General features: G+C 62.6%; 20 protein-coding genes and 1 tRNA gene. 12 read left to right on the forward strand and 9 right to left on the reverse strand.

The window, feature by feature from the left end; all coding sequences use genetic code 11:
* Positions 1–12 precede the first annotated feature (12 nt).
* The 6 genes from YH3_RS23820 to YH3_RS23845 all read left to right on the forward strand — a co-directional run bounded on the left by YH3_RS23820 (position 13) and on the right by YH3_RS23845 (position 6,207).
* Positions 13–1,215, forward strand: a complete 1,203-nt coding sequence (locus YH3_RS23820; RefSeq protein ID WP_030536577.1) for a sensor histidine kinase — start codon at positions 13–15, stop codon at positions 1,213–1,215.
* Positions 1,212–1,886 (forward strand): response regulator transcription factor, encoded by a 675-nt coding sequence (locus YH3_RS23825; protein ID WP_030536576.1) that lies wholly within the window; start codon positions 1,212–1,214, stop codon positions 1,884–1,886. Before YH3_RS23820 ends, YH3_RS23825 begins: the two co-directional genes overlap by 4 nt.
* A gap of 64 nt (positions 1,887–1,950) precedes the next feature.
* On the forward strand, positions 1,951–3,255 hold the full coding sequence (locus tag YH3_RS23830) for an HNH endonuclease signature motif containing protein (protein ID WP_064444128.1): 1,305 nt from the start codon (positions 1,951–1,953) through the stop codon (positions 3,253–3,255).
* Between the two features lie 310 nt (positions 3,256–3,565).
* Positions 3,566–4,693: an NDMA-dependent alcohol dehydrogenase gene (locus tag YH3_RS23835; RefSeq protein WP_003941638.1), complete on the forward strand. Its 1,128-nt coding sequence runs from the start codon at positions 3,566–3,568 to the stop codon at positions 4,691–4,693.
* A gap of 36 nt (positions 4,694–4,729) precedes the next feature.
* Complete coding sequence (locus tag YH3_RS23840) at positions 4,730–5,569, forward strand: serine hydrolase (protein WP_007735479.1); 840 nt, start codon at positions 4,730–4,732, stop codon at positions 5,567–5,569.
* A 128-nt stretch (positions 5,570–5,697) separates the two neighbouring features.
* Positions 5,698–6,207, forward strand: coding sequence for a DUF3145 domain-containing protein (locus YH3_RS23845; RefSeq protein ID WP_042445731.1), 510 nt, complete (start codon positions 5,698–5,700; stop codon positions 6,205–6,207).
* Between the two features lie 110 nt (positions 6,208–6,317).
* Here YH3_RS23845 and YH3_RS23850 read toward each other — a convergent pair whose 3' ends face one another.
* The 6 genes from YH3_RS23850 to aceE all read right to left on the reverse strand — a co-directional run bounded on the left by YH3_RS23850 (position 6,318) and on the right by aceE (position 14,797).
* Positions 6,318–7,751 (reverse strand): acyl-CoA carboxylase subunit beta, encoded by a 1,434-nt coding sequence (locus YH3_RS23850; RefSeq protein WP_003941597.1) that lies wholly within the window; start codon positions 7,749–7,751, stop codon positions 6,318–6,320.
* Between the two features lie 108 nt (positions 7,752–7,859).
* Positions 7,860–9,110: a KasA/KasB family beta-ketoacyl-ACP synthase gene (locus YH3_RS23855; RefSeq protein ID WP_003941591.1), complete on the reverse strand. Its 1,251-nt coding sequence runs from the start codon at positions 9,108–9,110 to the stop codon at positions 7,860–7,862.
* 7 nt (positions 9,111–9,117) lie between these two features.
* Positions 9,118–9,393, reverse strand: a complete 276-nt coding sequence (acpM, locus tag YH3_RS23860; protein WP_003941649.1) for a meromycolate extension acyl carrier protein AcpM — start codon at positions 9,391–9,393, stop codon at positions 9,118–9,120.
* A gap of 84 nt (positions 9,394–9,477) precedes the next feature.
* A complete protein-coding gene (locus YH3_RS23865) occupies positions 9,478–10,386 on the reverse strand; it encodes an ACP S-malonyltransferase (RefSeq protein ID WP_064689135.1) in 909 nt (302 codons plus the stop codon).
* 127 nt (positions 10,387–10,513) lie between these two features.
* On the reverse strand, positions 10,514–11,842 hold the full coding sequence (locus YH3_RS23870) for a CdaR family transcriptional regulator (protein ID WP_003941635.1): 1,329 nt from the start codon (positions 11,840–11,842) through the stop codon (positions 10,514–10,516).
* 99 nt (positions 11,843–11,941) lie between these two features.
* On the reverse strand, positions 11,942–14,797 hold the full coding sequence (aceE, locus tag YH3_RS23875) for a pyruvate dehydrogenase (acetyl-transferring), homodimeric type (protein WP_042445740.1): 2,856 nt from the start codon (positions 14,795–14,797) through the stop codon (positions 11,942–11,944).
* A gap of 233 nt (positions 14,798–15,030) precedes the next feature.
* On the opposite strand from aceE, the gene YH3_RS36845 reads away from it, so the two are divergent.
* The 6 genes from YH3_RS36845 (at position 15,031) to YH3_RS23905 (ending at position 18,188) form a co-directional block, all read left to right on the forward strand.
* Positions 15,031–15,591, forward strand: coding sequence for a hypothetical protein (locus YH3_RS36845; RefSeq protein ID WP_228401081.1), 561 nt, complete (start codon positions 15,031–15,033; stop codon positions 15,589–15,591).
* 177 nt (positions 15,592–15,768) lie between these two features.
* Positions 15,769–16,194 carry a DUF3052 domain-containing protein gene (locus YH3_RS23885; RefSeq protein WP_003941575.1) on the forward strand — a complete coding sequence of 142 codons (426 nt, stop codon included), beginning with the start codon at positions 15,769–15,771 and terminating at the stop codon, positions 16,192–16,194.
* A gap of 35 nt (positions 16,195–16,229) precedes the next feature.
* Entirely contained in the window at positions 16,230–16,694 is a 465-nt protein-coding gene (locus YH3_RS23890) for a peroxiredoxin (protein WP_003941619.1), read from the forward strand.
* Positions 16,695–16,726: 32 nt separating this feature from the next.
* Positions 16,727–16,798, forward strand: a tRNA-Val gene (locus tag YH3_RS23895).
* A gap of 92 nt (positions 16,799–16,890) precedes the next feature.
* Positions 16,891–17,115 (forward strand): hypothetical protein, encoded by a 225-nt coding sequence (locus YH3_RS23900; RefSeq protein WP_003941648.1) that lies wholly within the window; start codon positions 16,891–16,893, stop codon positions 17,113–17,115.
* A gap of 65 nt (positions 17,116–17,180) precedes the next feature.
* Positions 17,181–18,188 carry a cobalamin biosynthesis protein gene (locus YH3_RS23905; protein ID WP_080961201.1) on the forward strand — a complete coding sequence of 336 codons (1,008 nt, stop codon included), beginning with the start codon at positions 17,181–17,183 and terminating at the stop codon, positions 18,186–18,188.
* Here the strand turns inward: YH3_RS23905 and YH3_RS23910 are convergent.
* The 3 genes from YH3_RS23910 to YH3_RS23920 are packed head-to-tail and all read right to left on the reverse strand — an operon-like array spanning position 18,129 to position 20,289.
* A complete protein-coding gene (locus YH3_RS23910; protein WP_042445745.1) occupies positions 18,129–19,067 on the reverse strand; it encodes an SURF1 family protein in 939 nt (312 codons plus the stop codon). The two genes, YH3_RS23905 and YH3_RS23910, sit on opposite strands and share 60 nt — an antisense overlap.
* A 48-nt stretch (positions 19,068–19,115) precedes the next feature.
* Positions 19,116–19,607 carry a low molecular weight protein-tyrosine-phosphatase gene (locus YH3_RS23915; RefSeq protein ID WP_064444129.1) on the reverse strand — a complete coding sequence of 164 codons (492 nt, stop codon included), beginning with the start codon at positions 19,605–19,607 and terminating at the stop codon, positions 19,116–19,118.
* Positions 19,594–20,289: an HAD hydrolase-like protein gene (locus tag YH3_RS23920; protein WP_042445748.1), complete on the reverse strand. Its 696-nt coding sequence runs from the start codon at positions 20,287–20,289 to the stop codon at positions 19,594–19,596. The genes YH3_RS23915 and YH3_RS23920 overlap by 14 nt, the downstream gene beginning before the upstream one ends.
* Positions 20,290–20,344: the final 55 nt, after the last annotated feature.

Genomic DNA, 20,344 nt, shown 5'->3' on the forward strand with positions numbered 1-20,344 from the left:
TACGGTAGATCGATGACTTCGACATCGACGTGGGGTCGATGGTGTGCGGAACACCCGCGCACCATCGACCTGGCACTGGCGATTCTCGTGCTCCTTGCCACGTGGACGGCGCACCGCATCGCGCTCGACGGCAATGACACCCGCGAGGTCACGGTTGTGGGAGTGCTTGTAACAGCGATCGCAGCGGCAACCATCGTGTTCCGAAGGCGCTATCCGTTCTCGGCACTGGCGGTGGCAGTACTCCTCGGCGTATTGATGATTGCACTGTCAGCGCCGCCGAATGCCGGCACAGGTTCCGCAGCGATGGTGTGCCTCTACTACGTTGCCAGCACGAGTGACCGCCGGAGGACCTTCTTCGCAGCGGCGAGCACAGTCAGCTCGCTGATGCTCGTCACGATCTTCCTGGGAGTGGGGAACAATCTCCTGCAGGAGGCACTGGGGTTGTTGGCTTGGTTGCTGATGGCAAGTTTTGCCGGCGCCGAGGTCCGTTCTCGCCGAGCCTATCTGGAGTCCGTCGAGGCGCGCGCGGTGCAAGCGGAAAGAATGCGCGAGGACGAGGCCCGACACCGCGTCGTCGAAGAAAGGATGCGGATTGCGCGAGACCTGCACGACGTTGTCGCGCACCACATTGCCTTGGTCAACCTGCAAGTCGGGGTCGCGTCGCACTTGATCGGGAAAGACCCGGAGAAGGCGACGACTGCACTACGCGGAGTGGAGGAAACGTCCAAGGCGGCACTCGATGAAATTCGGGCCACGGTCGGAGTTCTCCGTGATGCTCAGGACGGTGATCGCTCGATGAAGCCGGCTCCGGGGCTTTCGGATCTACCGGCACTGGTGGATCAATTCGTCAGTGCGGGAATGGAAATCGAAGTGCGCGCTGTGGGTTCGCTGCGCCCTCTCGGGCCAGCAGTAGACCTCACGGCGTACCGAATTATCCAGGAAGCACTCGTGAATGCGAGCAAGCATGCGTTGCCAGGGGCCGTCACCGTGTCGTTGTCGTACGAAGCCGAGGTTCTGGTGCTGTCGGTCGAAAACTCCGGAACGGCAGTGCCTTCGACGTCACCGCCCGGGTACGGACTGCTGGGAATGAAGGAGAGGGCACAGGCAATGGGAGGCGAGGTCTCAGCAGGATTCCGCGCGGACGGGGGATTTCGTGTGGACGCCCAACTGCCGCTTGTCTCGGTGTCCAGGGGTTCGGAGAGTGGGGAGTCGTGAGTATTCGGGTGGTAGTGGCAGACGATCAGGCGCTCTTCCGTCAAACGCTTGCGCTGCTGATCGGTTCGGAAGAGGACATGGAGGTGGTCGCCGAGGCGGCAGACGGAGAGCAGGCATTCCAGGCGGCGATCGAGCACCGACCCGACGTTGTATTGATGGACATTCGAATGCCAGGCACCAGCGGAGTCGAAGCGACCGCCATGATTGCCGATCATCCGGATTTGTCCGACGTACACGTGTTGATCCTGACGACATTCGAGGTGGATGAGCATGTGGCACAGGCGATCCGGGCGGGTGCCAGCGGCTTTATCGGCAAAGGGATCCGGGCTGAAGATCTGCTGGATGCTGTTCGGACGGTCGCAAGTGGCAACTCGTTGTTGTCGCCGATTGCGACCAGTGCGTTGATTACTCGATTCCTTTCCATCCCGTCGCGGGCAGACTCGACTTCTGGGATCTTCGGTCAATTGACGCCGCGTGAACTCGAGGTGGTAACTCTCGTTGCTATGGGGATGTCCAACGACGAAATCGCCGCGGAATTGGTGATCAGCGCGGTCACGGCAAAAACCCATGTGAATCGGGCGATGACGAAACTGGATGTCCGCGACCGCGCGCAACTGGTGGTTCTCGCATATCAATGCGGTGTGGTGATTCCGGGACGCTCGGTGGATTGACTCGTGAAACTCTTGACTCGAACGGGTGTTCGAGTATGATATGGGGAGGGGATCGGGGGATTCAATGAGCGTCTTGTTGTCGGATGTGGTGTCAGGTTCTGCGGTGGGGTTACGCGGACGCCTGTGGCAGTTGACTGCTGCCGAGTTGCGCGCTGCTGCTGTCGAGGCGAGTGCGGAGATTCTGCGCCTGGAAGCCGTTCGTGTGGCGGTGGTGGACGTGTTGTCGTTGCGCCCGGATGATCAGGTGATTGCCAGCCGCGGGGCGGGTGCGTGGTTGGCGGCTAACACGATGCTGCAGGTTCGGGACGGGAAGAAGATCGCCGCGTTGGGTGCAGCTTTGCGGCCGTTTCCGGGTGTGGCGGCTCGGTTCGATGGCGGGGATTGCTCGTTCGAGCATGCCGTGTTGATCGTGGCGTTCTGCGAGTCACCACCTAAAGGCATGCCGGAGGAGGCGCTACCGAAGTGCATCGATTTGTTGTTGGCTGCGGCATCGGGGGTGGAGGCGACGACCACGAAGGTGCGGAACGTAATCGCGACCTTGGAGCGGTTGTTCGAATCGGATGAGATCCCGCCCGCAGAGGATGTCGATCTCAATGAGTTGCGGATCGCCTCGACCTTGAACGGCCGGGTGGTGGTGCGTGGTGATTTCGATGCCCTCACCGGCGAAATGCTGCTCTCGGTCCTGTCGAATCTGACGATGCCGACCCCGGCACCGGACGGGACTCCCGATGCTCGGTCGGCGGCGAAGCGGACCGCGGACGGGTTCACCGAACTGATCCGGCGTTACCTGGACTGCGCGAGGACTGGCACCGACGGTGGTCAGCGCCCGCACGTGAACGTGCACATCAACGCTCGGGATCTGGCGGAGCATCGGGACTGCGCCGCAGCACCCTCCACTGCTGATGACGGAATGGCTGTGTCGGATCTTGATGTCGGGCACATGCCCTGGCTCGGACCCCTGTCGGTGTCGCAGACCAGGCTTCTCGGGTGTGATTGTTTCCTGTCGACCGTTCTGCTCGACGGTCACGGGGCACCGCTCGATGCGCAACCAGGAAAACGGTTGGTCACCGCCGAACAGCGAGTGGCGTTGATTGCCCGAGACAGAGGCTGCGCGTTCCCGGGCTGCACATGCGTGCCCGCGTGGACTGATGCGCACCATATCCGGCACTGGGCGAACGGTGGGCCGACGGTGATGAACAACCTGGTCCTGCTGTGCCGTTCACATCACCGGCTGATGCACCGGAAATCCGGGTTCGTCGGGAAATGGGATATCCGGATCGGTGTCGACAACAAACCGTGGTTCATCCCGCCGCCCTCGATCGACCCCGGGCAGCACCCACGGCCGGCGAACACCACCTTCAAAACCTGAGGGGTCAAACCTCAGATGCACCAGAACATGCCCAGGCCTGTTTCAGACCCGCTGCTCTGTGTCCGACCGATTGGTGGGAGGTGGAGTCGAATGGTTGCGTGCTTTCGGGGCGGCTCTACTTTCGGGTGCCCGTGTGGCCTGTCCCACTCAGTGGGTCGTTATTCCGTTGTTGCCGCGCCGGTTGTGCCAGGTCATTTGGACATCTGACCTGCAGTGCAAAATCTTTCGTTAGAACACGTTCCAATTTCGCAGATTTGTGGCTATGGTCACAGAGATAGATGCGGGTGTGCGAATGAAAGGGTGAAGTGACGTGAAGACCAAGGGTGCAATCCTGTGGGGCCTCAATGAAAAGTGGTCCGTCGAGGAGATCGAGATCGGTGAGCCCGTAGCCGGCGAAGTTCAGATTCGCATGGAAGCGGCCGGAATGTGCCACTCCGATCACCACATCGTCACCGGCGCGACCCCGATGCCGTCGTTCCCCGTCATGGGTGGGCACGAGGGTTCGGGCGTCATCACCAAGCTCGGCCCGGAGGTCAAGGGTCTGGAGGTCGGCGACCACGTCGTTCTGTCCTTCATTCCGGCTTGTGGAACCTGTCCGGCGTGCTCGGCCGGCCATCAGAACCTGTGTGACCTCGGGATGGGCCTCCTCAGCGGCCAGGCCATCAGTGACGGTACCTACCGAATCCAGGCACGCGGCGAAAACGTGATCCCGATGTGCCTGCTAGGGACGTTCTCGCCCTACATGGTCGTGAACCAGTCGTCAGTGGTGAAGATCGACAAGGATATTCCGTTCGAGGTTGCCGCACTCGTCGGTTGCGGCGTCCCGACCGGTTGGGGATCGGCAACCCACATCGCCGATGTGAAGCCCGGCGAAGACGTTGTGATCATGGGTGTCGGCGGCGTCGGTATCAGTGCGCTACAGGGTGCAGTTGCATCGGGCGCCCGGTACATCTTTGCCATCGACCCCGTGCCGTGGAAGCGTGAGCAGGCTCTGAAGTTCGGCGCAACGCACGCTTTCGAAAGCGCTGCCGCTGCCATTCAGCCGATCATCGACGCTACGTATGGCCGCATGGCGCAGAAGACGATCATCACCGTCGGCGAAATGAAGGGTGAGTACGTCGAAGAAGCGATGATTCTGACGGCAAAGGCCGGCCGTTGTGTCGTCACCGCAATGGGGCACCTGACGGACATGGATGTGAAGCTGAACCTGTTCCTGATGGCGATGCTTCAGAAGGACCTTCAGGGCAACATTTTCGGCGGTGGCAACGCTCGCCAGGACGTGCCGAACCTCCTCGCGATGTACAAGGCAGGCAAGCTGAACCTCGACGACATGGTCACTCGGACCTACACGCTCGAAGGCGTGAACGACGGCTACCAGGACATGTTGGATGGCAAGAACATCCGCGGCGTCATCCGCTACACCGAAGCTGACTGGTGATCGGAAGCGCAACCCTTGTGCCAGTAGTCTGATCGGGTGCCCAGTACTCACAGTCTCGACGTAATCCAGCAGTGGCCGGTCGACAATGCGGCAGCGGTCGTCCTCTCCGGAAAGAATCCCGGTGAGGGCGACCGCATTCGTGGTTTCAGTGGCGACCAGGCGCATGTTTTCCCCCTGGCTTCGGTGACAAAACTGTTGTGCGCCTACGCGATTCTCGTGGCAGTGGAGGAGGGGGCGGTCGAGTTGGATGGGCCGGCCGGGCCTGAGGGGTCGACCGTTCGTCATCTCCTCGCACATGCTTCGGGATTGGCATTCGCCGAACGTGTTGTTCAGGCTCCGGTGGCGTCGAAGCGGATCTACTCGAGTGCGGGGTTCGAGGTGCTTGCCGAGTTGGTTTCCCGGGAGACCGAGATCGAATTTGCCGACTATCTGGCCGAGGCGGTGTTCGCGCCGTTGGCGATGACCAGCGCGGCTCTTGTCGGTCCGGCCGGTCACGGTGCGCAGGCATCGGCAGACGACTTGGCCAAGTTCGCGGCTGAACTGCTCTCGCCGACTCTGGTCTCGGCGCAGACGTTCGCAGAGGCGACAACTGTGCAGTTCCCGGGGCTCAACGGAATTCTTCCGGGTTACGGCTCTCAGCGCCCCAACGACTGGGGGCTCGGATTCGAAATTCGGGGCGACAAGCGTCCGCATTGGACGGGTCTCGAGAACTCGGCCGCTACCTTCGGTCATTTCGGCCAGTCCGGGACGTTCCTGTGGGTCGATCCCACGATCGATACTGCGTGCGTCGTGCTTACCGATCGCGATTTCGGTGATTGGGCCAAGCCTTTGTGGACCGAATTGTCGGATGGCGTGGTCGGTGAAGTTTCGCGGTAGAGCACAAATTTCTCTCCTTCCACTGGCGCAACACGGGTAACACAAGGCACACTGTTCAATCGAGCGTGCTGCACGAACTCGACAGAGGTCGTTGGGGAAGACGTCCCTCGTCGAAGCAGGAGGCTCGAGTGCGCGAAATGAATCAATTCGCGGACGTGACGACTGGTGTGGTTTACATCCACTCGTCGCCCGCGGCGCTGTGCCCGCACGTGGATTGGGCTTTGTCCGCCACGTTGGACAGCCCTGCCAAGCTCAGATGGACCTCACAGCCTGCCTACGACGGGCTTCTGCGTGCGACGACGGACTGGACGGGTCCCGTCGGAACCTGTGCCCGCCTGGTCGACTCGCTACGCGCGTGGCCGATGTTGCGGTTCGAGGTCACCGAGGACCCGAGTCACGGCGTCGACGGCGAACGGTACAGCCATGTGCCCGGTCTGGGCCTGTGGCGCGGATCCACCAGTGCGAACGGTGATGTCGTCGTAGGGGAGATGAAACTGCGGTCCATCATGAATTCCGGTGGAGACATCGCCGCGGAAATCGATCGGGCGATAGGTACACCGTGGGACGAGGAACTCGAACCCTTCCGGAGTTCAGGCGAAGGTGCCGAAGTGACATGGCTGCGAAGGCGTGTCAGCTGACCGAGGTCCATCCTGAACCCGGAGTGCTCTCGCGGCTTGAACGACAAAGACTTGAATGACAAAGGTGGGCCCCGCCGTATCGGCGAGGCCCACCTTGCTGTCCAGGGTTGTCAGAGCGGAATGTTCTTGTGCCGCGCGCGGACAGATGGTGCAGACGCGAGGGCAGCGGTCACGATGCTGCGAGTCTTCGCCGGGTCGATTTCCTCGTCGACGACGCCGATTTCGACCGCGCGGTCGACGCCGCCCGCGATTGCCTCGTGCTCGGCAGCGAGTCGGTCGTGCAATGCTTCACGCTCGTCGTCCGGTGCAGCTGCGAGGGCCCGCTTGTGCAGGATGCCGACAGCAGCCTTCGCACCCATCACGGCTACTTCGGAGTTGGGCCAAGCGAATACGGCCGTGGCTCCCAGTGCTCGCGAGTTCATCGCGATGTAGGCGCCGCCGTAGATCTTTCGAGTGACGACGGTGACGCGGGGGACCGTTGCCTCGGCGAAGGCGTGAAGTAACTTCGCTCCGCGTCGGACAACGCCTTCCCACTCCATCGAGACGCCCGGCAAATACCCGGGAACATCGACGACGACCACGAGCGGCACGCCGAATGCGTTGCACAGTCGCACGAATCGAGCGGCCTTCTCTGCACTTTCGGAGTTCAGGCACCCCCCGAGTCGCAGTGGGTTGTTCGCAATGACGCCAACGGTGCGTCCGGCCATCCGGCCGAAACCGGTGACGATGCTCCGAGCGTAATTGCCTTGCAGTTCTTCGAAACTCGACTCGCCTTCGACGTTGTCGAGCATTTCGTGAACGATCGGACGAACGTCGTACGCGCGTTTCGCGGAGGCAGGCATCATGGCGCGCAGATCGCTGTCGCCGAGTTCCGCTGCCCGCTGATCGAATTCGCCCTGCTCGCACATCATCGAGACCAGGCGGCGCGCGCGGTGCAATGCGTCGGCCTCGTCGTGTGCGGCGATGTGCGCGACACCCGACTTCTTGGTGTGTGTGTCCGGACCGCCGAGTGACACCATGTCGACCTGTTCGCCGGTGACACTACGAACTACGTCTGGCCCGGTGACGAACACTCGGCCTTCCGGCGCCATGATCACGACATCGGTGAGGGCTGGACCATACGCGGCTCCGCCAGCGGCAAAGCCGAGCACGACGGAAATTTGAGGTATGAGACCCGACGCGCGGACCATGGCCTCGAAGACCAGTCCGACGGCGTGGAGCGCCTCGACGCCTTCAGCCAGACGCGCGCCACCGGAGTGCCAGAGGCCCACGATGGGGGACTCTTCCTCGATAGCGGTATCGATGGCTTTGACGAGGTGTTTGCAACCGTCGACGCCCATGGCGCCACCCATGACAGTGGCGTCGGAGCAGTACGCGATGGTGCGGACGCCGTCGATGTTTCCGGAGGCGGCGAGCACACCGGATTTGTCACGGGCGTGGAGCGGCACTGTTGTGCCGGGGTCGAACAGATTTTCCAGGCGCGCAAGAGGATCGCGCGGGTCTGTCGATGATTCGGACTTTGTCACGGGGGCCAGGATGGTCATCGCGTCCTCCTTCAGTACGAGCCTTGGGTGGAACGAAAGGTCGGTGTTGTCCGCGGGTGACGTTGTGTTGCAACGACACCCGCGGACAGGTGCAAACCGCGGTTCGGGCTAGGCCCGACCGAAGGCGAGCGCGACATTGTGCCCACCGAAACCGAACGAGTTGTTCAGTGCGAAATCGAAAGAGCCGGTTCGGGGTTCACCCTTGACGACATCGAGATCGATTTCTGGATCCTGGCTGTCAACGTTGAGCGTGGGCGGGATGATCCCGTCACGCACTGCCAGAACCGTGAGGACTGATTCGAGGGCGCCGACAGCGCCGATCGAGTGTCCCAGCGCGGATTTCGGGCCGTACACCGCAGCGTGATTGCCGACTGCTGCGTTGATTGCCTTTGCCTCTGCGATGTCACCGATCGGCGTCGCAGTGGCGTGGGCGTTGATGTGCTTGATGTCGGACTTCGTCAGTCCGGCCATCTCGATTGCTCGGGTCATGGCTCGCGCCGCGCCCAGGCCTTCCGGATGCGGTGCCACGATGTGGTACCCGTCCGAAGTGATTCCGGAACCAAGCAGGCGGGCGTGAATCGTTGCCCCGCGTGCCTTTGCGTGCTCCTCGGTTTCGAGGATCATCAAGGCGCCGGCTTCGCCGAAGACAAATCCGTCGCGGTCCTTGTCGAAAGGACGTGAAGCTGCGGCCGGATTGTCGTTGTTGGTGCTCATCGCACGCATCATGGCGAAGCTCGCGATCGGAACGGCGTCGATGAAGCTCTCGACTCCACCAGCCACAACCATGTCCGCGTCACCCATGACAAGCATGCGGTGAGCGTGAGCAATTGCCTCGGAACCTGATGAACATGCCGACACCGGAGTGATGACGCCACCGCGGGCCCCGAGTTCGAGTCCGACCGTTGCGGCCGGTCCGTTGGGCATGACCATCTGCACCGAGAACGGGGACACCTTGCGGTATCCGCCGCCACGGAGCTTGTCGACGGCGTCGATGAGCGTGTCGCCGCCGCCGAGTCCGGTGCCGATGACAACGGCCAGGCGGTCCTGATCGACTTCAGGGCTGCCGGCGTTGCTCCAGACCGTGCGACTCAACGTGAGGGCAAGGCGTTCCACCCAGCTCATCCGTCGAATTTCGACGCGGGACAAGCCCTCGTCCGGTGAAACCTTCAGGTGCCCGCCGATGCGAATGGGAAGGTCGAACTCGTCGATGAACGGGTCATCGAGGATTCCGATGCCGCTTTCGCCGGCGAGTAGCGCCTTCCACGTGCCATCCACATCACCAGCCACCGAGGTCGACGTCGCGAGGCTCGTGACGACGATGTCGGGGAATTTCCCTTTGCGGGTAGAAGCGGAAGTCACGGTCGGCTCACTCTGCGTTCTTGGCTTCGGCGCCTTCGGCTTCGAGCTTCTGGATGTACGCGACGATGTCGCCGACGGTGCGCAGGCCTGCGAGATCCTCGTCGGGGACCTTCACGCCGTACTTGTCTTCGGTCTGAACGGCGATCTCGACCATGGACAGGGAGTCGATATCGAGGTCGTCCACGAAGGACTTGTCGACGGTGACCTCGGAAGGCTCGATACCGGTGACCTCCTCCACGATCTGGCCGAGTTCCGCGATGATTTCTTCCTGAGTGTGGGCCACTGGTGTGGCTCCCTTCTTGATCGATTGAGGTGGGGTGAAACGTCCGGCCGCCGTTCGGGCTGATCGGCCGGGTGGGCGTCCGAGCTAGGTCAGCTCGGACAGTGCGGAGATATCCTCCGGGTTCTTGAGGGCCACCGTCGGTGTGCCACGCATTTCACGCTTGGCAATTCCGACGAGGGTTCCGGCCGGCGGGAGTTCCACGATCGCGCTGACTTCTGCTGTCCGCAACGACGCGGAGCAGAGGTCCCAACGAACGGGGCGGGTTACCTGCGCGGCAAGCTTGGTGAGGGCGTCGGCGCCCGAGGAGACGGGTGCGCCATCCGAGTTGGAAAGCAGCGTGCGCGTCGGATCGGAAGGGGTGATCTTGGCGGCAGCAGCTGCGACGGCGTCCTGCGCCGGCGCCATGAAGCGGGTGTGGAAAGCTCCGGCGACGGGTAGTGCGCGGACTCGGGCCTTTTCGGGTGCGTTTGCTGCGAGTTCTTCGAGCGCGGTGAGCAGTCCGGCCGCCACGATCTGGCCGGCCGCATTGCGGTTGGCTGCTTCCAGCCCGAGTTCTTCGATTCGTGCGAGCACTTCGGCTTCGTCTCCACCGAGAACGGCTGACATGCCCGTGGGCTCGAGCGCACAAGCCTTGGCCATCTCGGCGCCACGGAGGGCGGCAAGCGCGACCGCGTCGTCAGCGGAGATAACACCGGCGACCGCAGCAGCGGCAAGCTCACCCACCGAATGGCCGGCAGCGATGACGTCGGCGCCGAGGAGCCCACGTGATTCGATTTCCTCGTATGCCAGCAGAGCAGCGGCAACGACGAGGGGCTGGGTTACCGAGGTGTCGGTGATTTCTTCGGCGGTCGCGGTCGTGCCGAGTCGGACGAGGTCCAGGCCGGCTGCCTTCGACCACACTTCGAGGCGGTCTTGTGCTCCGGGCAGTGCCAGCCAGGGGCTGAGCATGCCGGGTGTCTGAGAGCCCTGTCCCGGGGCGAGCAACGAAATCACTTATTAAGAGAACACCGCCGCGAGCGACCTGCGAGATGTCGGTCGCGATGAACTCTGGCGAAGTGTTTTGTAGGATTCCCACAAAATCCCACGTCGCGCTCGGCCATCGAAATTGGACGCTCAGGGGTTACAGGTTTGTTTGTCCGGATGTTAAAGATGTGACTGAAGTAACCGAATTGTTCGATTTGAGATCGATTTGTGTCAATCGGCCCACGGTAGCGGCGATCCGTAGTACATACGCGTCGCGTGGATTCGTTGGATCCCGGCCGGTAACTTCCGCGATTCGCTTCAAGCGGTACCGAACGGTATTTGGATGAACAAACAGAAGACGTGCACAAGTCTCAACCGCACCTCCACAGTCGAGATAACTGTCTAAAGTATCGGTCAAGACTGTGCCGGATTCAGCTAAAGGTGCGACGAGGAAATCGCGAAGAGCCTTCACGGCAGCGGCGTCTCCCAGTAGTGCCCGTTCCGGGAGCAGTTCAGTCGCGAAAACGGGACGAGGTGCGCCGCGCCACCCGGCAACAGCCTTGATTCCCGCCAGAGCTTCGGACGCACTGAAGTGCGCTGCGCTCAACGAGGGTGTCGTCGGGCCGATCACCACCGGCTCGTCGGCGAAACTCATGAGCAGGTCTTGAAGGAATTGGCTGCCTTCCGTCTTACTGCTCAGCTCGCCGCTGACGATCATCACCAGTCGCGGACCCTGCACCACGGCGAGAACAGCGCGCCCGTGCGCGGCGGCAGTCGCGTGGACGGTGCCGGCAACCGAGACCCGCTCGTCCGGCGGGGGAGACCCGACGATGACGGTGGCCGGAGCCGTGGCATCCCAGTTCAAGGTGGCGGCGCGAGAGAGCATGTCCGAGCCGGTGTCTCCCTGCACGACGGCGTCGACGACGAGCGCTTCCAGTCGCGTGTCCAGGGCACCCCGCGACTCGGCAGCGCTTGCGTACACCGTCGCTGCTGCGAAACCGAGTTCACGCCCGTAGCGCAGGACGGCTTCTGTCAGCGCGATCAGCTGCTGATCGTTGCGGGCGAGAGCCGGCAGCCATTTCTCGAAGAACTCCATCGCCACCCGGACCATGTCGACGGTCTGGCGCAGCGTGAGCTGTCGAGCAAGATCCTGAGGGATGACCGGAAACGACTCGTATCCGAAGCTGATCTCCGAGTCGAGTTGCCGCAGCCATTCCAGGAAATTCACCACCGACGTCTGCACCAACAGTTGAACGTCGGCGCGTTGCGAAGCGTCGAGACTGTCGAAGAACGGAAGCTGCTCCTCCATCACGGTCACGGCCTCGGTGGAGAGCCGGCCGGAGAACTGTTTGACGCGGCGGAGCAAGGCTTCTGGAAGTGGATCGCGAACCTGACGACGGCGGGCGAGTACAGCCTGCAACCCGGACGACTGTGGTCGAGTGCGGCGTACGCCCTCTTCGGGTTTCTCGGGATCAGGTTCGGGCATGAGAAAAACCTACGCCCATCGCCGCAGCGGATGTCGAGATGACACCCGCGGCGATGGGCGTAGGTCTGTTTTCGATCGCTGGGACTGTTGCCCTACGACTTAGGCGCTACCGGTGTCCCCGGTCTGCTCGGGAGCAGCATTCACGTCGTCGATGCGGTATCGGCTCGCTGCTTCGACGGCCTTCGACCGCTCGATCGATCCTTCCTTCGCCAAACCGATCAGCACGGCAACGACGATGGACTCGGCATCGACGTTGAAGTAGCGACGCGCTGCAGTGCGGGTGTCGGAGAACCCGAACCCGTCCGTGCCGAGCGTGGTGTAGTCGCCGGGAACCCACTGACGGATTTGATCCGAGACCGCCCGCATCCAGTCCGAAGCCGCGACGACGGGGCCTTGGGCCGAGGACAACGCCGTGGTGACGAAGGGAACCGGAGCATCCTCGGACGGATTGAGCAGCGCCTGACGTTCGCACTCGACGCCTTCGCGGCGCAGCTCACCCCAGGACGTGACCGACCAGACGTCGGCCGAGACGCCCCATTCGTCGGCAAGCAGCTTCTGCGCGCGCAGCCCCTCGGGCATCGCGACACCGGAGACGAGGATCTGTGCCTTCGGGCCCGATGCTTCGGACGTCTTGTAGAGGTAGATGCCCTTGAGCAAGCCCTCGACGTCGAGACCTTCGGGCTCCGCCGGCTGAACGTACGGCTCGTTGTAGATGGTCAGGTAGTAGAAGATGTTCTCGCCACCGAAACCGTCGACGCCCTCGGTGCCGCCGTACATGCGGCGCAAGCCGTCCTTGACGATGTGCGCCAACTCGTACGAGAACGCGGCGTCGTACGTGACAGCTGCGGGGTTGGTGGATGCCAGGAGCAGCGAGTGTCCGTCGGCGTGCTGGAGACCTTCACCGGTCAGAGTTGTACGACCGGCGGTGGCGCCGAGAACGAATCCCCGAGCCATCTGGTCGGCAGCCGCCCACAGGCCGTCGCCGGTGCGCTGGAAACCGAACATCGAGTAGAAGATGTACAGCGGAATCATCGGTTCACCGTGGGTGGCGTACGACGTGCCGACTGCGGTGAACGAAGCCGTCGAGCCGGCCTCGTTGATGCCCTCGTGCAGGATCTGGCCGATCGGGCTCTCCTTGTAGGCGAGCATGAGTTCGGCGTCGACCGACGTGTAGAGCTGCCCGTTGCGGTTGTAGATCTTCAGCGACGGGAACCACGAGTCCATACCGAACGTGCGAGCCTCGTCCGGGATGATCGGTACGATGCGCTTGCCGATCTCCTTGTCGCGCAACAGTTCCTTGAGGATGCGCACGATCGCCATGGTGGTGGCGACTTCCTGCTTGCCCGAACCCTTGCGGATGACGTCGTACGTCTTGTCCTCGGGGAGCTTGAGCGGCGCCGCATCGGTGTTACGGGAAGGCAGGAACCCGCCGAGTGCTTTACGACGGTCGAGCATGTACTTGATCTCGGGAGCGTCCGCGCCTGGGTGGTAGTACGGAGGCAGGTACGGATCCTTCTCTAGCTCGGCATCCGAGATCGGGATGTGCTGCATGTCGCGGAACGCCTTGAGATCGTCCAGCGTCAGCTTCTTCATCTGGTGTGTGGCGTTGCGGCCCTCGAAGTGCTTACCGAGGGTGTAGCCCTTGATGGTGTGCGCCAGGATGACCGTCGGCTGGCCCTTGTGTGCCATGGCCGCTGCGTAGGCGGCGTGGACCTTGCGGTAGTCGTGGCCGCCACGCTTGAGGTTCCAGATTTCCTGGTCTGTGAGGTCCTTGACCAGTTCCTTGGTGCGGGGGTCACGTCCGAAGAAGTGATCGCGTACGAACGCGCCGTCGTTGGCCTTGTACGTCTGGTAGTCACCGTCCGGCGTCACGTTCATCAGGTTGACCAGTGCGCCGTCGCGATCGGCGTGCAGCAGCGCATCCCACTCGCGACCCCAGACGACCTTGATGACGTTCCAGCCGGCACCGCGGAAGAACGATTCCAGTTCCTGGATGATCTTTCCGTTGCCGCGGACCGGGCCGTCGAGGCGTTGGAGGTTGCAGTTCACGACGAACGTGAGGTTGTCGAGGCCCTCGGTTGCCGCGACGTGAGCGAGGCCGCGTGACTCGGGCTCGTCCATTTCGCCGTCGCCGAGGAACGCCCACACGTGTTGATCGGTGGTGTCCTTGATGCCGCGGTCGTTGAGGTAGTGGTTGAACCGGGCCTGGTAGATGGCGTTCATCGGGCCGAGGCCCATCGAGACCGTCGGGAATTCCCAGAAGTCGGGAAGCAGCCGTGGGTGCGGGTAGGACGGCAGTGCGCCGCCGAAGTCTGCGTGCGACTTCTCCTGGCGGAATCCGTCGAGCTGTTCCGCGGGGATCCGGCCCTCGAGGAAGGCGCGCGCGTAGATGCCGGGGGAGGCGTGACCCTGGATGAAGATGTGGTCGCCGCCGCCGGGATGGTCCTTGCCGCGGAAGAAGTGGTTGAAGCCGACCTCGTACAACGCTGCCGAGGATGCATAGGTCGAGATGTGACCGCCGACGCCGACGCCCGGTCGCTGAGCGCGGTGGACCATGATCGCGGCGTTCCAACGGATCCAGGCGCGATAGCGGCGCTCGACCTCTTCGTCGCCGGGGAACCACGGCTCGTTTTCGGTCGGAATCGTGTTGACGTAGTCGGTCGAAGTGAGCGCGGGGAGTGCGACGTGCTTCTCGCCGGCGCGTTCGAGCATGCGGAGCATGAGGTAGCGGGCACGCGTGGGTCCGGATCGATCCAGAAGTCCGTCGAATGATTCGAGCCATTCGGTGGTCTCGTCCGGATCGATGTCCGGCAGGTACGACGCAACACCTTCGCGAATGACGCGAACGCGACCGTCGGTTCCCCCCGGCGTATTCGACGCGGGCGAACCCGACTCGCCGGCGGCGCCGGAATCGGCGTTCTGCCCGGACGCGGGACCCTGGATCAGGTCAGACAACGTGTGCTCCTCATTGGTTTGGGGACGCGTGGTGGGGCGTCCTTACATAGGTGATCGAGGCCTTGTTAGGTCCGACGCACTTCCATCGTGAATATGGCGCGTACCTCATCTTTCACCATCCCGGTCGGTCCGGCACACCTCGCCTCTGGTTACTCTCGGGTAGCGTTTTTCGGCGTGACGCAGGGGTGTGATGGTTCCCCGTAGTCACAGGCTTGGGGGATCGATCGGAACGTATGAAGGGGTGGGAAAAAATAAACAAAGAAATCAATTACGGCAGGGTCGGGGCGTGGGTCTCGGTCGGATCGATCGCAGTGGGACTGTCGGTGATCGTGGGATGTTCGGCGGCGGTGACCGGATCGGCAGTACCCAATGAAGCGCACGTGGCTGCATACCAATCCGAGGTGAGTATTTCGATGGCCGCCGCGTCCTCGTCGAAAGCGGCGGCAGATGCGGCAGATGCGGCGTTCGCGATCTGTGAGGAAGCGGTCTCTCGATCGAAAAACGACGTGGTTGCGTTCAATGCCTACGTCGACGCCGGAAATCATGGTGAGACCGACCTGAGAGCCGAAGCAAGCGCTGCTGCTTCCTCGGCAAGGGAGACGGCCTCGTGGTTCGACTCGGTCTCGAGTGAACTTCCGACGCAACTTTCCGGACTGTTCGCCGAATTGGCCGCGAACCTACGTTCATCTGCTGTCGTGATCGAGAGTGATCATTCGGCCGATGAAATCAATTCGATCAGCGATACGAGCAATTCGATTCGCAAGTCGATCTTCGATGAATGTGGATCCCTGTGACCTGCGGTAATCCGCAGGCGTAAGGTTCGCCGTGTGTCAGAAGACGATCTTTGGTGAAAGTTTTCGGCGTGGTCGGCTTGCGCTAACGCCTCAGACCATGTTCGCTTTCCCTAATTGATCGTCAAACGGTAGGTGTGCGGGGTCGCCACACACCATCAACAAAAGGAGGACCCCACCGTGGTCGCCGCGGCGGATGCCCAGAACTACGCTCAGAAACTCGGGATTACCACTGACATGGTGGTGCAGGAACTGGGCTGGGATGAGGATACCGACGACGGCATTCGTGCCGCGGTTGAGGAAACCATCGGCGGGGAAATGCTCGACGAGGATTCCGACGAGGTCATCGACGTCGTGCTGCTGTGGTGGCGCGACGAGGACGGTGACCTGGTGGACGCCCTCATGGATGCCATCGGGCCCCTCGCCGACGAAGGCTTCGTGTGGGTTCTCACTCCCAAGACCGGTCTCGACGGACACGTCGAGCCCAGCGAGATCGCCGAATCGGCGCCGACTGCCGGCCTGACGCAGACATCGGCAGCCAACCTCGGTGACTGGTCGGGAAGTCGACTGGTTCAGCCGAAGGCTCGTCCGGCCAACAAGCGCTGACCCGGTCCTTTCCGCACTTTCCCAAGGAATCGCACATGCCTCTCGAAGTTGGTGCCCAGGCACCGGATTTCACCTTGAAGGACCAGAACAACCAGGAAGTTTCGCTCGCAGATTTCCGCGGTAAGAAGAATGTTCTGCTGGTCTTCTATCCGTTGGCCTTCACCGGGACTTGTCAGGGGGAACTCTGCAAGGTCCGTGACGAGCTTCCGAAGTTCGAGAACGACGACACCGCCATTCTCGCGATTTCTGTCGGTGCTTCGCCGACTCACAAGATCTGGTCGGCCGAGCAGGGATACACATTTCCCTTGCTGTCGGACTTCTGGCCGCACGGTGAGGTCGCTCAGAAGTACGAGGTGTTCAACGACAAGTTGGGCTTCGCGAATCGTGGCACCTTTGTCATCGACAAAGACGGAATCATTCGTTTTGCCGAGATGAACGGCCCCGGAGAAGCCCGTGACCACGGACTTTGGGCAAACGCGCTTGCCGCGCTAGAGTCTTAGAGCACTCCCGGTGAGGGTCTCACCGGGAGTTCGGGCGTGTAGCTCAGTGGTAGAGCTCTGGTTTTACACACCAGCGGTCGGGGGTTCGAAACCCTCCGCGCCCACCGAAGAATTCAAACCCCGATCTGCATGTCGATGCAGATCGGGGTTTTTCATTTTCGACAACGAATTGTCCGCAATACGCCATTCTGGACGCATGTCCAGTTCTGTGATCGAAGTAGCCGTCGACCCGACGCGCGTGCATCCCACCCGTCCGCACATACACATCGCCGAGATGCCCAGTCTCAGTGTTGCGTTGTTCCCGGGGCAGACGATCCGGGTTCGTTCCCAAAGCGACGCACTGGCGACCGGGATTGCCCGTGTCTGGGAAATCAACCGAATGCACCGCTTGATCTACCTGACGATCGACTGGGACGGGTAGAGATCGGCTCGTGCAGACACGTGACGGTTGGCCAGAGAACGAGCGTCGCTGCTACAACTAGGCTCGTGCAGATTTCGGTTCGTTCGTCCCAGTCTCGATTCAATGCGCGAGCTGCCGGGCTTCTCCTCGGCTTCGTCGCGGATCGGGTCTTCGCCGATCCGGGGCGGTTCCATCCGGTTGCCGGCTTCGGAACCGCGGCTATCGCGCTGCAGAAGATGTCCTACCGGGACTCGCGCGCGGCCGGAACACTTCATGTTGCCGTGCTCTTGGCCGGCACCGCAGGACTTGGGCTCGCAGCCGAAAAAGTGTCGCGCCGGGCCGGTTGGGTGGCCGTCACGGGTACGACAGCGATGGCTACCTGGGCTGTGCTCGGCGGGACGTCGCTTGCACGCACCGGCATCGACATGGCCGCTCGATTGGAGGCGTCACAGGTCGATCGCGACCTGACGAAAGCGCGCGAGCTTCTCCCTTCACTGTGTGGACGCGATCCATCGGTACTGAGCGAGGAGGGCCTCACGCGTGCAGCGCTGGAGTCGGTCGCCGAAAACACCTCGGATGCAAGCGTCGGTGCAATGTTCTGGGGTGCAATTGCGGGCGTGCCGGGTCTGTTCGTCTACCGCGCCGCCAACACCCTCGACGCGATGATCGGCTACCGCTCCGAGAAATACCGCAGATTCGGGTGGGCTGCGGCGAGGTTCGACGACCTGGTCAACATCGTCCCCGCTCGGCTGACAGGTGCGCTGACGGCTGCGTGTGCACCGGTGGTAGGCGGCTCGGTTCAGGAATCACTGGCAGCGTGGAAACGCGACGCAGCGGCTCATCCAAGCCCCAATGCGGGCGTCGCGGAAGCGTCGGCGGCAGGGGCGTTGGGCATTTCGTTGGGTGGTCGGACCGAGTACGCGCACGGGGTGGAGATGCGTCCCGTCCTCGGCCGCGGGACTGTGCCGACGCCGAACGATCTGCGCCGCGCGTCGAGGCTTTCGTCGGCGGTGCAGATCAGTGCAGTTGTGGTGTCAGCGGGTATTGCCGTATCGATCGGCAAGTTTGGCTTCCTGCGCCGTCAGCGGCACTGATTCCGGCTCCGGCTTCTTGCGACGGCTGAAGGTACGAGTCGGTTCGGCGGGGGGTGCGGCAGGCGCGGATACCGGCGCTTCCGGGGTCGTCTCGGTAGCGGCGTCGTCCGCTGCGAAGCCGTCGACAGCTGCTTGAGCTGCCTTCTCCTTGCGACGTTCGCGCCACTCCGCGCGAATGAAGTAGGCCAGTCCGAGCGGCGCCATGATGCCGAACGCCAGCCACTGGAACCCGTACGAGAGATAGGGGCCTGCATCGAGTTGGGGGAGAGGGATCGTCCCCAGGCCGCCGGGCTGGTCGGGTTCGAGTTGGATGTACGCGTCGATCAGGTCCGTTCCGATGAACTCGCCGATAGGTTGTGCGTCGATCGAGTAGACCTGTTTCGCGCCGTCCTCGAACATCGGAACTCGGCCGGGCGCGGTGCCTTCCGACAGACGCACGCGACCGTTGAGAGTGACCGGATCGGTCGGCGGCGCGGCGATGGGCGGTGCCTCGGCGCCGTTGATCGGCCGAACGTATCCGCGATTGACGAGGATCGTGCGGCCGTCGTCGAGAAGGAAAGGCGTCAGGATCTCGTACGACGGTGCGCCCTCGATGGACTGCAGTCGAACGAGGATGTCGGCGTCGGGCAGATAGGTGCCTGCCGCGGTGATGTTTCGCCATTCGTCGTCCGGTGCGATCGTCGAATCGGCGATGACGTCACCGATCGGCACGGTCTCCGCGTTGATCGAGTTCGAGATCAGATCATTGCGGTGCTCGGTCTTCGTGTTCTTGCCGAGTTGCCATGGGGCGAGCACGGTGAAGCACAGGTAGGCGAAGAGCCCGACCACAGCTGCCAGTACCAACCAACCGGGCCGCAACAGGAATTTCAGTCTTCGCACACGTCCACGGTATCCGTTGCCCGAACGGGAGTGAATTTTGCTCCGGGTTCAGGCTCGCTCGCGGATCCAGTCGAGTATGTCGGGAATGGCCGCTTCGATCTGGTCTCGCACCAGTTCGAAGTCCTCCTGGTCCCCGTAGTACGGGTCCGGAACCGATTCTCCGTCCGCCTCGGGGTCGAACGATCGCAGTAGGCGCCGACGCTCGGTGGGCACGCCGAGATGAGCAAGCTCACGTTCGTGCCCGGTGTCGAGGGCGACGACAAGATCGGCGGCGAGACGATCTGCATTGACCTGCGCGGCACTGTGGCCCGTCGGATATCCGGCCGCTCGGAGCACGACGTTGGTCCGCTCGTCGGCCTCGCTACCGGTGTGAAACCCCTCGGTACCTGCACTGCTGACACGGACTCGGTCGGCGAGGCCTTCACGGTCCAGATGCGCGAGCAAGATCTTTTCGGCCATCGGTGACCGGCAGATATTGCCGGTGCACACAAACGTCACATGAAGTGGTTCAGTCACGTGGAGTGGTTCAGTGGCGGCCATCGAGAAGTCCTCCCAGTTCGGATGCCGACGATACGGAGCGAAACGCTTGCCGCGCTTCCTCGGCGGAACCGTAGCCCCATTCGACGACGACGGTGGGGATGCCGTACTTCGCGGCGCCGAGCACGTCGTGATCACGGTCGCCGATCATGAGAACGTCGGGGGTTCCGCCGTCGGATGCGAGGACGGGAGTGATCCCGAGTGAGGTCAGCGAATGCGCGATCACATCGGGTTTAGCCCGACGAGTTCCGTCGTCACTCGCGCCGCCGATGAACTCGAAGTGCTCGGCCAGGCCGAAATGCTCGAGGATTCGAATGGCGAATCGCTCCGACTTGGAGGTGGCGACGGCCAGTCGGGTTCCGCTCGCGCGAGCCTTACCCAGGACGACGTCCATGCCTTCGTACACCGAGTTCTCCTGCCACCCGGTCGCGTCGTAACGCTCGATGTACGCGGCGATCGCCCGATCCACGTCCGCCGGGGCCATACCGAGTGACCTGAAGGTGTCGACCATCGGCGGGCCGATCACCGATGCCAACATCGCTTCCGTCGGCTCCGGATGGCCGACAGTTGCCAACGCATGTCGGAAGCCGCCGTGAATGCCGGGAGCGGAATCGGTGATGGTGCCGTCCAGATCGAACAGAACTACAGGAAAACGGTCGAGGGGTGGTGTCGTCACGGCACTCATTGTCCCGGACGGCAGGGGTGATGTCCGCGCACGGTGCTCGACCGTAGGCTGACCG

This window comes from Rhodococcus sp. YH3-3, from assembly GCF_001653035.1.
In the GTDB taxonomy this organism is placed as follows: Bacteria; Actinomycetota; Actinomycetes; order Mycobacteriales; family Mycobacteriaceae; genus Rhodococcus_F; species Rhodococcus_F qingshengii.

What these genes read in the sequence shown, in the direction of transcription:
- YH3_RS23915 (WP_064444129.1), bottom strand. Translation starts at nt 19,607, where the DNA reads ATGGCCGCCACTGAACCACTCCACGTGACTGAACCACTTCATGTGACG.
- YH3_RS23870 (WP_003941635.1), bottom strand. Translation starts at nt 11,842, where the DNA reads ATGCCCGAACCTGATCCCGAGAAACCCGAAGAGGGCGTACGCCGCACT.
- YH3_RS23820 (WP_030536577.1), top strand. Translation starts at nt 13, where the DNA reads ATGACTTCGACATCGACGTGGGGTCGATGGTGTGCGGAACACCCGCGC.
- YH3_RS23890 (WP_003941619.1), top strand. Translation starts at nt 16,230, where the DNA reads ATGCCTCTCGAAGTTGGTGCCCAGGCACCGGATTTCACCTTGAAGGAC.
- YH3_RS23850 (WP_003941597.1), bottom strand. Translation starts at nt 7,751, where the DNA reads ATGACCATCCTGGCCCCCGTGACAAAGTCCGAATCATCGACAGACCCG.
- YH3_RS36845 (WP_228401081.1), top strand. Translation starts at nt 15,031, where the DNA reads ATGAAGGGGTGGGAAAAAATAAACAAAGAAATCAATTACGGCAGGGTC.
- YH3_RS23900 (WP_003941648.1), top strand. Translation starts at nt 16,891, where the DNA reads ATGTCCAGTTCTGTGATCGAAGTAGCCGTCGACCCGACGCGCGTGCAT.
- YH3_RS23830 (WP_064444128.1), top strand. Translation starts at nt 1,951, where the DNA reads ATGAGCGTCTTGTTGTCGGATGTGGTGTCAGGTTCTGCGGTGGGGTTA.
- YH3_RS23920 (WP_042445748.1), bottom strand. Translation starts at nt 20,289, where the DNA reads ATGAGTGCCGTGACGACACCACCCCTCGACCGTTTTCCTGTAGTTCTG.